This window comes from Isoptericola sp. NPDC060257 (assembly GCF_042726645.1).
In the GTDB taxonomy this organism is placed as follows: Bacteria; Actinomycetota; Actinomycetes; order Actinomycetales; family Cellulomonadaceae; genus Isoptericola; species Isoptericola nanjingensis.
Map to the genome: position 1 here is coordinate 1 of NZ_JBHXAW010000119.1, position 11,894 is coordinate 11,894.

Sequence of the window (11,894 nt, forward strand, 5' to 3'; positions counted from 1 at the left end):
GTCGCGGGTGCGACCGGGCGCCGTCGTGGCGTGCCTGGGATCAGGCGCTGGTGACCTCGATGCGCTGCGGCGTCGTGCCGGCGAAGACTCCGGCGACGGTGACCGTCAGGACGCCCGCGTCGTAGGACGCGGTCACGGCGTCGCCGTCCACGGCCCTCGGCAGGGTGACGACGCGGCGGAAGGCGCCGAAGCGGACCTCCGAGATGCGACGGCCCTCGGACTCCTCCGGGCGCTGGTCCTTGCGCTCACCGCGCACGACGAGCTTGCGGCCCTCGACCTCGACGGTGACGTCCTCGGCCGGGTTCACGCCCGGCAGGTCGAGGCGGGCGACGAGGTCCTCGCCGTCGCGGTACACGTCGGCGGCGGGCACGGGGCCTTCGTTGCGGGCCGGGTCGGCGAGGCGCGGCGTCCACAGGTCGCGGAGCCAGGCGTCGGCGAACGGGGTGCGGGTCAGGGTGGTGGTCATGCTGTCCTCCTCGGGTGAGTGGCTGCTGACCGGTTCAACTTGAGCCACCCCGACTCAATTTCCGGGTTCGCCGACGGCGGACGCGTCACGCCGCCGGCCCCGGACGAGCATGATGACCAGGCCCAGGACGAGCCACCCGGCCGCGACCTCCAGGGCGAGATGGCTGGCCAGGGCGAGCACGGTGACGACGATCGCCAGGCCGACGACGGGGACGACCGTGTGCAGGACGCGACGGTCGGTGCGCCCGCCGACCACGTAGTAGCCGACCACGGCGACGTGCAGGAAGACGAACGCGGTCAGGGCGCCGACCGTGACCATCGACGACAGCAGGTCGAGGCCGTCGGGCCGGACCGCCGCCGCCACGGCGATGAGGAGCGTCGCGACCGCCGAGACGAGGGTCGCCACGCGGGGCACGCCGGTCCGACGGCTCACGGACCCGAGCCGTGCCGGCAGCTGTCCGTCGCGCGCCATCCCGTACATGAGGCGGCTCACCGCGGCCTGCGCGACGAGCGCGGAGAGCACGGGACCGATGGCACGCGCCGTCGTGACGGTCGTGCCGAGCCACGCCCCCATCTCCTCGCTGATCGTCGTGTAGAAGATCGTGCCCTGCTGCTCGGGGTTCGCGGCCAGCTCCTGGGGCGTCGCCGTCGTCAGGAGCGCGCCCAGGTAGGTCTGGACCACGAAGAGGGCCCCGGCGAGGACGAGGCAGAAGATCAGGGCCCGGCCGATCTGCCGCGGGGAGCCGGTGCTCTCCTCGGCGAACGTGGCGATCGCGTCGAACCCCAGGAAGGCGAGCGCCGCCACCGACACCGCGCCCAGCGTCCCGGCGAGCGTGAACCCGTCGAGCCCGGTCAGCGGGGACAACCACGGCCTGGCCGGCCCCTCCTGCACCAGGACGACGACGGCGCCGACGCAGAAGGCGGCGAGCACCACGATCTCCACGACCAGGGCGACGAACCCCACCGTGGCCGCGAGCCGGACCCCGCCGAGGTTCAGGCCCGTGATGAGCAGCACGGCAGCGCCGGTGAACGCCCAGACCGGCACCGCGGGGAAGAGGGCGTGGCTGGCGATCCCGCAGAACAGCGCGGCCAGGCTCGGGATGAACAGGTAGTCCAGGCCGATCATCCACCCGGCCATGAAGCCCGGCCGCCGCCCCAGCCCCGCCGTCGCGTAGGCGGAGACCGACCCCGCCTTCGGGACGGCGACGGACATGCGGGCGTACGACCACGCGGTGAACGCCATCGCCACGGTCGCGACGACGAACACGAGGGCGACCGCGCCGTTGCTGCGCGCGTCCAGCACGCCGAAGGTGCCCATGGGCGCCGTCGGGCCGATGAACAGCAGGCCGTAGACGACGAGGTGCCGCAGGGAGAGGCTCCGGTGGAGCTGTCCCTCGGGCGCAGCAGCGCTGGGAACGTCCTTCGTGGGGCGGGGGTCGGAAGACGCGGGACTCAGCTCCTCGGTCAGCTGGCGTGGGGACTGTGCCAGCGTAGGACGACAGCGACCGGGGAACCCTGCGCGGGCTACTGCTGCCGGCTGGCCACGGGCTCCGCAGGGGACACGTCGAAGAGCGGCCAGTCGGCGTACTCCTGGCCCCCGCGGCGGGCGGGCGCCGTCTCGGGGAGGAGCAGCAGCGCGACGATCGAGCAGACGACCAGCACCGCCGTGTAGACCGCCACGAGCCAGAACCCGCCGTCGGCGGCGACGAGGAGCGCCGTCGCGACCACCGTGAACGGCCCGGAGGCGACCATGGAGCCGAACTGCCACACCACCGAGACGCCCGAGTAGCGGACCGACGAGTCGAACAGCTCGGGGAAGAACGACGCCTGCGGGGCGTACGTCCCGGAGTGCCCGAGGCCCAGGCCGGCGACCAGCAGCGCGACGATGAAGGCCAGGTGCTCCGACTGCACGGCGAGGAACGCCGGGACGATGAGGACCAGGTTCAGCACCGCGAACCCGAGGAAGAGGGGGCGACGCCCGATCCGGTCGGTCAGGCGGCCCCACACCGGGATCATGACGATCTCCACGAGGATCGCGATGATGACCGCCTCGAGCACGAGGCCCGAGTCGTAGCCGTTGTTGTCCGCGTACGCGACCAGGAAGATCGTGTAGAAGGGGAACATCGCGGCCTCGACGAACTTGGCGAAGAAGCCGCCGAGCACTTCGCGGCGACGGTGCGCGAAGAGCTGGCGCAGCGGGGCGTGGGACGCGGCCTTGCGTTCCCGGGCGGCCTTGAACGTCTCGGACTCGTCGACCCGGGAGCGGATGAACAGGCCGACGGCGACGACGACGATCGACAGGAGGAAGGGCACGCGCCAGCCCCAGGCGAGGAAGGCGTCCGGGTCCATCCACTGCTGCAGGCTCGCGAAGAGCGCCGTCGGGATGAGATACGCGACCGGCGAGCCGAGCTGGACGAAGCTCGCGTAGAAGCCGCGGCGGTCCCGCGGCGAGGCCTCCGCCGTGAGCAGGACGGCGCCGCCCTGCTCGCCGCCGACGCCGAAGCCCTGGATGAGCCGGACGACCACGAGGATGGCGGCCGCCCAGAGGCCGATCTGCTCGTACGTCGGCATGAGGCCGACGGCGAACGTGCCGAGTCCTGTGAGCAGCAGGGTGAAGACCAGTGCCTTCTTCCGGCCGAGGCGGTCGCCGATGTGCCCCCACACCAGGCCGCCCAGGGGCCGGGCGAAGAACCCGACCGCATACGTCGAGAACGCCGCGAGGGTGCCGACGAGCGGGTCCGTCTCGGGGAAGAAGATCTTGTTGAACACGAGCGCGGAGGCCGTGCCGTAGATGAAGAAGTCGTAGTACTCCGCGATCGTCCCGATCACGGAAGCGCCGACGGTCTTGCGCAGCGTCTTCGGGTCGACGGTGCGGGCCGGGGTGCCGCTCATGCTGCTGCCTCCTCGCAGTGGATCGGCGCGACGCTAGCATACTAGTGCGCTAGAACACGAGATCGCGGTCGTGAGGCAGAATCAGCCCATGTCGTCGCCGTCGCCGCTCCTGACCGCTCGGGTCCGCGGGGAGAACACCCGCAGGCTCGTCCACACCTGGCTCCGCCGGCAGATCATCGCCCTCGAGCTGGCTCCGGGTGCGCCGTTGTCCGAGGCGGAGATCGGCACGCGGCTCGGGGTCAGCCGCACCCCCGTGCGGGAGAGCCTCATCCTGCTCGCGGAGGAGGGGCTCGTGGAGGTGTTCCCGCAGCGCGGCAGCTTCGTCGGCCCCATCCGCTACGAGGACGTCGTCGCCGCCCAGTTCGTGCGCGAGGCCATCGAGTGCTCGTCCCTGGAGCTCGGCGGTGAGAACGTCGGCGCGGGCGACGTGGCGGAGCTGCGGGCGCTGATCGTGCGCCAGCGCGAGGCCGACCACGACGGCGACGCCTCCCGCTTCTTCGACCTTGACGAGGAGTTCCATCAGCTGTTGCTGCGCGCGTGCGGGCACGAGTCCGCCTGGCGCATCGTCGCGTCGGCCAAGGCGCAGATGGATCGCGCGCGGCGCCTCTCCCTGCCCGAGGGGGGCAAGATGGCCGACCTCGTCGCGCAGCACGCCGCGGTCGTCGACGCGCTCGCTGCCGGGGACGTCCCCGCGGCCGTCGCCCAGCTGCGCGAGCACCTGCGCGTCGTGCTGCAGGACATCACCCACATCCAGGACGAGAGGCCTGAGCTCTTCGCCCAGGCGTGACGTCCTGACCTCGACAGTCAGCCCTCGGGCGGCTGCCAGGACATCACGGGCCGCAGGGCGCGTGCGCCCAGCGCCTCCGTCCAGCGGCCGACGGCGCGCATCCCGGCGTCGCGGAGGGCCGTGGCGGCGGGCGACGTCCACAGGGTCGGCCCGGAGATCCGCGCCGACAGCCTCATGACCCGGGCCACGCGCGGCCGCCGCTCGGCGGACCAGCGCAGCAGCGCGGCCGCGACGTCGTCGTCCGGGCGGACCCGCGCGCCGAGCACCACCCCGTCCTCGAGCGCCTGGCACCCGCCCTGCCCGAGGTTCGGCAGCATCGCGTGCGCGGCGTCGCCGACGAGCGCGAGCCGGCCCGCCACGAGCGATGCCGGGGGAGCGGGCAGGTGCCGGAGCTCGTGCCGCAACGCCGTGTCGTCGTCGACGGAGGCGAGCAGCGCGGGGACCGGGTCGTGCCAGTCCGCGAGGCGGGCGCGCAGCTCGTCGAGGCCGCGCGGGACCCCGACGGCGTCGGCCACCGAGACGTACATGTAGACGCGTCCGTCGGCCAGCGGCATGACCCCGGCCACGATCCCGCGGCCCCAGATCTCGGAGCCCACGACGCCGGGGACCCGCGGGGTGACGAACCGCCACGCCGTCGACCCGCCGGACACCGGGGCGGGGGCGCTCGGCCACCAGCGGGTGCGCGTGGGGGAGCCGATGCCGTCTGCCGCGACGACGAGGTCGGCGTCGGTCTCCGTGGTCGTGCCCGCGGCGTCGGTCGTCGTGACGCGTGCGGGGCGCGAGGCCGTGCCCGGGTCCGTGACGGTCGCCGTCGTGCCGAGGCGTAGCGCCCCGGTCGGCAGCGCGTCCACGAGCAGCCCCACCAGCTGCGCGCGGTGCAGCATCAGCGTGCGGTCGCCGAAGACCGACTCGGCGCCCTCCGCGCGACCGCGGACCAGCCACCCCCCGTCCGGGCGGCGCAGGCCGAACTCGCCCTGCAGCGCCGCCAGGTCGCGCGTCGCGTCGCCGACGCCCAGCGCGTCCAACGACCGCACCGCGTTCGGCGCGACGACGATCCCCGCGCCCACCGGGTCCAGCGACGTCGCACGCTCGACGACCGTGACGTCCCAGCCGTGGCGCGCCAGCGCCACGCCCGACGCCAGGCCGCCGATGCCCCCGCCGATCACGACGGCGGCGCGGCGGGCCGGCTTCCCCTCTCCCCGTGTCACCGCGTCAGTCCCGCAACGGAGAGCCGACGACCGTGAAGCGGAAGCCGCCGAACTCGCCCGACAGCAGCGGCCGGGCTGCCGCGATGGAGGCCTGGACGGCGGGGAGCTGGAGCGACGCCTGGTGCGCCTCTGTCGACGTCCACAGCTCGGTGACGAACACCGTGTCCGGCCGGTCGTCGCTGACGCCGACCTCGTAGAGCAGGCAGCCCGCCTCTGCGAGCTCCGGGCTGCGCTGCGTGAGGTGCGCGACCAGCGCGTCGCGCTTCCCGGGGGCGGCACCCAGCGTGCCGACGTTGGCGTAGGTCATGGGTCGTGACGGTAGTCCCCTCCAGGGACACGGGCCCGGCGGGTGCGCGACACCACACGGACGCCCGGAAGCACGCCGTCACGGGCAGTGTTGCCACAGGCATGACGACGACCGAGGCTGTGCCGCAGGCGGCAGACGTCGTCGTGATCGGCGCGGGACAGGCGGGCCTGTCGGCGGCGTACCACCTGCGGCGGCGTGGGTTCGTGCCCGCGGCGGGCGCGGCGTCCGGCGACCGAACGTATCTCGTGCTGGACGCCGAGGACGGGCCCGGGGGAGCGTGGCGGCACCGCTGGCGCTCCCTGCGGATGAACACGGTGAACGGCATCCACGACCTGCCCGGCATCGAGCAGCCCGACGTGGAGCCGGAGGCGGCGAGCGTCGACGTGCTGCCCGCGTACTTCGGCGACTACGAGCACGAGCTGGGCCTCGCCGTCGCCCGACCGGTGCGCGTGCGCCGCGTCGAGGAGGCGGACGACGACGGCCTGCTCGTCCGGTGGGAGGGCGGCGGCCGGTCCGGCGTCGTCGTCGCGCGGGCGATCGTCAACGCGACGGGCACGTGGACGAAGCCGTTCTGGCCCTCCTACCCGGGGCAGGAGACCTTCGGCGGCCGCCAGCTGCACACCGCCGACTACGTGCGCGCCGAGGACTTCGCGGGGCAGCGCGTCGCCGTCGTCGGCGGCGGGATCTCCGCGGTGCAGCTGCTGGAGGAGGTCTCGCACGTGGCGCAGACCTTCTGGTTCACGCGACGGGAGCCCGTGTGGCGCGACTCGTTCGAGCCCGAGGACGGGTCGCGCGCCGTGGCGATGGTCGCCGACCGGGTGCGCGAGGGGCTGCCGCCGCTGAGCGTCGTGTCCGTCACCGGCCTCATCAAGACGCCGTCGCTGCTCGCCGCCGAGGCGCGCGGTGTGCTCGAGCGTCGGCCCATGTTCACCCGCATCGAGCCCGACGGCGTCGTCACGCCCGACGGCGCGCTGGTCCCCGTCGACGTCATCTTCTGGAACACCGGCTTCCGCGCCGCGCTCGACCACCTGCGCCCCCTGCACCTGCGCACCGCCGGCGGCGGCATCCGCATGGACGGCACGCAGGTGGACGGCGAGCCGCGCGTGCACCTCATCGGCTACGGGCCGTCCGCGTCCACCATCGGCGCCAACCGCGCCGGCCGGGACGCCGTCCACCGGATCGTGCGCCACCTCGACGCCGTGGTGACTGACGCCGGCACCCTCGCCGCGGTGCGCTAGCCGGGCGTCCCGCGCGCCTCGCGCCAGCGGGCGACGCTCTGGGCCTGCCCCTCGTGGATGTCTCCCACCCACTCCCAGCCGGGCTTGGCCCTCGGGCCGATCCGCGGGTCGTCGGGAGCGCTGCCGTCCCGCAGCGCGTGCAGGTACGCGCGGTCCTGCGCGATCCGCGCGCGCAGCTGGTCGGCCCCGCCGACGGACCCGTGCCCCGGGACCACGGCGTCGACGCCGCCGGCCACCCGCTCCAGGAGCTCCAGCCCGCGGAGATAGTCGCCGATCGGGTCGTTCGCGTCGTCGAAGACGTCGAGCATCGGGACGAAGACGTCCGAGAGCATGTCGCCGGCCGCGAGAACCCGGTGCTCCTCGACCAGCAGGGCCGCGTGGCCCGGGGAGTGCGCCGGGTGCGCGACGACCCGGACCGCCGGACCGTCCCAGGGGATCCGCGTCGTCCCGTCCGGCAGCCCGGTGACGAGGCCGAACCCGTCGAGCGGCACGTCGCCCGCGATCTCGGGCGGCAGCCCCTCGGCGACGCGCGTCTCCCAGCCCGGGTCCGACAGCACGCGTCGCAGCTCGGCCGCGCAGCGGGCCGTGCCGTAGCGGGGCGCGCCGCCGAGCGCGGGGTGCCAGAGCACGTGGTCCCAGTCGGGATGCGTCGCGAATCCCGCCACCACCGGCAGGCCCAGGTCGCGGAGGTCGTGCGCGAGGCACTCCATCTCGTCGCGTGTCAGCCCGGGGTCGACAAGGAGCACGCCGCTCGGGCCTCGCACGACCACCGCGTTGTTCTGGAGCAGCTCGCTCCGGTGCGCCCACACACCGTCCGCGACCCGCGTCAGCACGGCGTCCGCCCAGCGCCGTCGACCGACGGCACGGTGTCCAGGTTCGTGGTTGCCATGGTCGGTCTCCTGTCCGTCACCGTGGCGACGGCCCGGCTGGACGTCGCGCGTGTCGGTGGTGACCGGCGGACGGGGCGAAACTCATTGCTGCGCCCGGCCGTCCCCGGACCTTGGGCCATAGCCTCCGGCGGCGATCCGGTGCTCGACGACGGACGTCACGCCGTGAACCTACGACGCTGCCGCGTCGAAGCGCTCGTACCGCCAGGCCAGGTGATCGCGATCGGGACGGTCGGCACGCCGTCTCGGCAGGGTCAGCTGCCGCCCGTGCATCTCCTGCAGCCCGTGCTTGAGCATGGGCCCGTCGATCTCCTCGAGCAGGCGGAACGCGATGCGAACCTCGTGGTCCGGCGTCACGCCGAGCATGTTCTGGTCGTAGGCGGCGTGGTGGATCTTGCACAGAGCCAGTCCGTTGTTCACGGTCGGGGCGCCGAGCTCGTGGCCGTCGGGGACGATGTGGGCGGCGTCCAGCAGGGACCCGTGCTTGAGCTCGCAGATCGCGCACCGCGTCTCGTACGCGACGAGGACGCGGGTGCGGAAAGCGGGCTGGTGCAGGCGCTGCTTCGCGAGCCGGCGGGCATACTCCCGCTGCGGCTCGCTGAGGTGGGCGGGGTCGTGGATGAAGCGGAACGCCTCGTCCAGCGCGACGAGGAACTGGCGGTTCTGGGGCTCGTCGTCCACCACGTACACCGGGAACACGGGCGTGTAGACGTTCGCGATCTCCTTGCGGAACAGGATGAGCGGCATCCCGGTCTTCATCGCGTGCCGGAGCTTGCGATTGTCACCGGACCAGGGGTCGCCCTTGCGGTACGCGTAGTGCAGCAGCCCGTCCTCGGACTCCGTGTCGTCGTAGGGGCCGTCGGCCGCGCTGACGATGGACAGGGTCGAGTTGAACGACGCCGGGTTGCGGATACCGCGTGAGTAGTCGATGACGGGCAGCTTCTCGCCGTCGAGGTGGAAGTCGAGCAGCTCGTCGCGCCGCAGGAAGCCGCCGTTGGCCTCCGCCCGCTCGCCGACCCACGACATGATCTGCCTGCGCAGCTCCGCCTCGACCGCCGACTCCACGCGAGGAGCTCACCATCGCGCAGGCTCAGCCGCAAGGGTTCGCGGGAGCAACTCTCCTGGTGGCAGAGGAATTCACCCGACGGTCCCGCGTCAGCCGATGATCCGGCGGCCCGGGGGATGTTGGTCGACGAGGCCCCGTGCAGACAGCGCCTCGTGCGGTCCTCCACAGCGGGGCGGGCGGCGCGTCGGTTGTCGCGCGTACGGTCGACATGCCGACCGAGCAGAGACGCAGAGAGGTGACGCCATGACCACCGACCGCACGGACGCACCGGACGCCGTGGCCGCAGAGTTCTTCGACCGCTACCGGCGGGCGCTGCTGGACCGCGACGAGTCGGCGGTCGCCGACCTGTACGCGGTGCCGGCGCTGATCCTGTTCCCCGGGCAGTCGCTGCCGGTGACGAGCCGCGCGCAGACGGAGCAGTTCTTCGGGTCGTCGTGGAGCCAGTACGAGGGCGTCACGGGCATGACGTCGGAGGTGCGGGTCGTGGCGGCCACGGCCCACAGCGTGTGGGCCGACGTGACCTGGCACCACGACGGGCCGGGCGAGGGCACCGAACGTTTCGTCTACCAGCTCGTGCGCACGGACGAGGGGTGGCGCATCGCGGTGCTCACGCCGATGGACGTGTGAGCGGATACTGACGGGATGACGACGGCGACGAACCCCGTGGAGCGGCTGCGGCTGCGGCTGGGTGACGTGCTGTTCGAGAAGGTGTCGGGTCCGGACGGCGTCGCGGTCCGCGACCGGATCCACCTGACACCCGGCCCGCGCTGGTTCGCGCCGGACAGCCCGGTGGGGCGGGTGCACGCCGACGCGTCGATGTTCGTGGGCGGGCTGCGGGCGCTGCTGCTCCAGTCGCTGCACCCCCTGGCGATGGCGGGCGTGGCGGGGCACTCGGGCTACCGCGGCGACCCGTGGGGCCGGCTGGAGCGCACGGCGACCTTCCTCGCGACGACGACGTTCGCGACCGCCGACGACGCGCAGGCGATGGTCGACCGGGTCCGGGCGGTGCACGACCGGGTGCGCGGCAAGGCGCCGGACGGGCGGCCGTACCGTGCGGGCGACCCGCACCTGCTCACCTGGGTGCACGCGGCGGAGGCCGACTCGTTCCTCACCGCGCACCAACGCTTCGGCGAGCGGCCGCTCACCGGCGGCGAGGCCGACGAGTACGTGGCGCAGGTGGCGCGCGTCGCGCGGGCGCTGGGCGCCGTCGTCGTGCCCGAGACCGTGGCCGACCTGCGCGAGACGATCGAGACCTACCGGCCCGAGCTGGAGGCGTCGGAGGCCGCCCTCGACACGGTGCGGTTCCTGCTGCGCGAGCCGCCGCTGCCGCGCGCGGCCCGGCCCCCCTACGCGCTGCTCGCGGCGGGCGCCGTCTCGACCCTGCCTGCCTGGGCGCGGGACGCTCTCGACGTCGACACCTGGTTCCGCCGCACCCTCGGCGGGCCGGCGGGCTCCCTCGCCACCCGCGCCGTGCGGTGGGGGATGGGCACCTCGGAGAAGACCCGGGCCTATCCCCGCGCGGGTGTCCCGGAGACGACGCCCGGCTGACGCCCGCCTGTCGCCCGGTCGACGTCCGCGTGACCGGCGCGGGGTGCCCGTGACCTGCGGGGACCGCCCCGATGAACGTTGCCCGAACGCTTCGCCGGGCACCCCGCCCACCCGGACATATCGGGCGGTGCGGTTCCTAGAGTCGCGGCTGTGACCACAGTCGTGACCCCACGGCCGTCCGGTCTCCCGGACGCCCCGTCGGCCCGGGCGGGCACCCCGCCCGCGGGCCCACCACCCGCCACCCGCACGCGCAGCCGCCTCGGCGCCCGCCGACGCCGGAACGCCCTGCTGTGGGCGTTGCTGCTCGCGGGGCCGAACGTCCTGCTCATCGTCGTCTTCGTCTACCGGCCGCTGCTGCAGAGCCTGTACCTGTCGACGCTGCAGTGGAACCTCGGCTCCCCGTCGGCCCGCTTCGTCGGGCTCGGCAACTACGTCGAGTGGTTCTCCGCGCCGACGACGGGCCGCGTCGTGACGACGACGCTCGTCTTCACCGCAGCGACCGTCGGCGGCGCGATGGTGCTCGGCCTGGGCCTCGCGCTGCTGCTGAACCGGCGGCTGCGCGGCCGCGGCATCGCCCGCACGGTCGCGTTCGCGCCCTACGTGCTGAGCGGCTTCGCCGTCGGCATCCTCTGGCTGTTCATGTTCGACCCGCGCTACGGCCTGGTGCAGGAGCTGCTCGGCTGGGTCGGCCTCGAGTCGCCCGCCTGGTACACCGCGCGCCCGTGGCCGCTGGTCATGGTGATCGTCGTCTACCTGTGGAAGAACCTCGGGTACGTCGCCCTCATCTACCTGGCCGGGCTGCAGGCCGTGCCGCAGGACCTGCGCGACGCCGCCGCGCTCGACGGCGCGTCGTCGACCCGCACGCTGCGCTCGATCGTGCTGCCGCTGCTCACCCCGACCACGTTCTTCCTGCTGGTCACGATGATGCTCGCCTCGCTGCAGTCCTTCGACATCATCAAGGCGATGACCCAGGGCGGGCCCCTGGGATCCACGACGACGCTCATGTACTCGATCTACGAGGAGAGCTTCGTGGGCGGCCGCGCGGGGTACGCGTCCGCCGTCGCCACCGTCCTGTTCCTCGTGCTCCTCGCCGTCACCGCGGTGCAGATGCGGTACGTCCAGCGGAAGGTGCACTACGCATGAGCGCGGTCACGATCGACCGACGGATCCCCGGGCGCCCGGCCCGACGACGGCCGCCGCAGGTCGGCGGCTACCTCACGATGGTCTTCGCGACGGTCGTGCTCGGCCTGCCGCTGGTGTGGCTGCTCCTCGCCAGCCTCAAGACGCCCGAGGAGCTGTACCAGGTGCCGCTGCAGTGGCTGCCCGGTTGGCCGAGCCTCGACAACTACGCGCAGGCCGCAGGCGCGATCCCGCTCGGGCGGCTGCTGGCCAACAGCGTCGGCCTGACCGTCGTCGGCGCCGGCCTCAAGGTCGCGCTCGGGCTGGCCTGCGCGTACGCGCTGGTCTTCCTCGACTTCCCGTTCAAGAAGCTCATG

12 protein-coding genes and 1 pseudogene are annotated in these 11,894 nt (G+C 73.5%); 6 read left to right on the forward strand and 7 right to left on the reverse strand.

The features are described 5' to 3' along the window. Positions 1-40: 40 nt before the first annotated feature. The 3 genes from ACFWEK_RS11495 to ACFWEK_RS11505 are packed head-to-tail and all read right to left on the reverse strand — an operon-like array spanning position 41 to position 3,357. Positions 41-466: an Hsp20/alpha crystallin family protein gene (locus ACFWEK_RS11495; RefSeq protein WP_430554126.1), complete on the reverse strand. Its 426-nt coding sequence runs from the start codon at positions 464-466 to the stop codon at positions 41-43. Positions 467-520: 54 nt separating this feature from the next. Then, the gene (locus ACFWEK_RS11500; protein WP_430554133.1) at positions 521-1,933 is read right to left on the reverse strand and encodes an APC family permease; all 1,413 of its coding nucleotides are present in this window, start codon (positions 1,931-1,933) and stop codon (positions 521-523) included. A gap of 56 nt (positions 1,934-1,989) precedes the next feature. After that, complete coding sequence (locus ACFWEK_RS11505; RefSeq protein WP_430554127.1) at positions 1,990-3,357, reverse strand: MFS transporter; 1,368 nt, start codon at positions 3,355-3,357, stop codon at positions 1,990-1,992. Positions 3,358-3,445: 88 nt separating this feature from the next. Between ACFWEK_RS11505 and ACFWEK_RS11510 the strand changes: the two genes are divergently transcribed. Then, a complete protein-coding gene (locus tag ACFWEK_RS11510) occupies positions 3,446-4,144 on the forward strand; it encodes a GntR family transcriptional regulator (protein WP_430548172.1) in 699 nt (232 codons plus the stop codon). 17 nt (positions 4,145-4,161) lie between these two features. On the opposite strand, the gene ACFWEK_RS11515 is transcribed toward ACFWEK_RS11510, so the two are convergent. Continuing rightward, positions 4,162-5,352 carry an FAD-dependent oxidoreductase gene (locus ACFWEK_RS11515; protein WP_430548173.1) on the reverse strand — a complete coding sequence of 397 codons (1,191 nt, stop codon included), beginning with the start codon at positions 5,350-5,352 and terminating at the stop codon, positions 4,162-4,164. Between the two features lie 4 nt (positions 5,353-5,356). Beyond that, on the reverse strand, positions 5,357-5,659 hold the full coding sequence (locus tag ACFWEK_RS11520; RefSeq protein ID WP_430548174.1) for a putative quinol monooxygenase: 303 nt from the start codon (positions 5,657-5,659) through the stop codon (positions 5,357-5,359). Positions 5,660-5,760: 101 nt separating this feature from the next. Between ACFWEK_RS11520 and ACFWEK_RS11525 the strand changes: the two genes are divergently transcribed. Beyond that, positions 5,761-6,897, forward strand: coding sequence for an FAD-dependent oxidoreductase (locus ACFWEK_RS11525; RefSeq protein ID WP_430554128.1), 1,137 nt, complete (start codon positions 5,761-5,763; stop codon positions 6,895-6,897). Here ACFWEK_RS11525 and ACFWEK_RS11530 read toward each other — a convergent pair. Both ACFWEK_RS11530 and ACFWEK_RS11535 read right to left on the reverse strand, forming a co-directional pair. Further along, positions 6,894-7,730: an MBL fold metallo-hydrolase gene (locus tag ACFWEK_RS11530; RefSeq protein ID WP_430554129.1), complete on the reverse strand. Its 837-nt coding sequence runs from the start codon at positions 7,728-7,730 to the stop codon at positions 6,894-6,896. The genes ACFWEK_RS11525 and ACFWEK_RS11530 overlap by 4 nt on opposite strands. A 225-nt stretch (positions 7,731-7,955) precedes the next feature. Next, positions 7,956-8,849 (reverse strand): HNH endonuclease, encoded by an 894-nt coding sequence (locus tag ACFWEK_RS11535; RefSeq protein WP_430554130.1) that lies wholly within the window; start codon positions 8,847-8,849, stop codon positions 7,956-7,958. A 244-nt stretch (positions 8,850-9,093) separates the two neighbouring features. On the opposite strand from ACFWEK_RS11535, the gene ACFWEK_RS11540 reads away from it, so the two are divergent. The 4 genes and pseudogenes from ACFWEK_RS11540 to ACFWEK_RS11555 form a co-directional block, all read left to right on the forward strand. Next, a complete protein-coding gene (locus tag ACFWEK_RS11540; protein WP_430554131.1) occupies positions 9,094-9,477 on the forward strand; it encodes a nuclear transport factor 2 family protein in 384 nt (127 codons plus the stop codon). Positions 9,478-9,492: 15 nt separating this feature from the next. After that, on the forward strand, positions 9,493-10,398 hold the full coding sequence (locus tag ACFWEK_RS11545; RefSeq protein ID WP_430548181.1) for an oxygenase MpaB family protein: 906 nt from the start codon (positions 9,493-9,495) through the stop codon (positions 10,396-10,398). Between the two features lie 150 nt (positions 10,399-10,548). Continuing rightward, positions 10,549-11,541, forward strand: a complete 993-nt coding sequence (locus ACFWEK_RS11550; protein WP_430554132.1) for a carbohydrate ABC transporter permease — start codon at positions 10,549-10,551, stop codon at positions 11,539-11,541. Beyond that, positions 11,538-11,894: pseudogene (locus tag ACFWEK_RS11555) on the forward strand (carbohydrate ABC transporter permease); the annotation flags it as partial. The gene ACFWEK_RS11550 and the pseudogene ACFWEK_RS11555, both read left to right, overlap by 4 nt.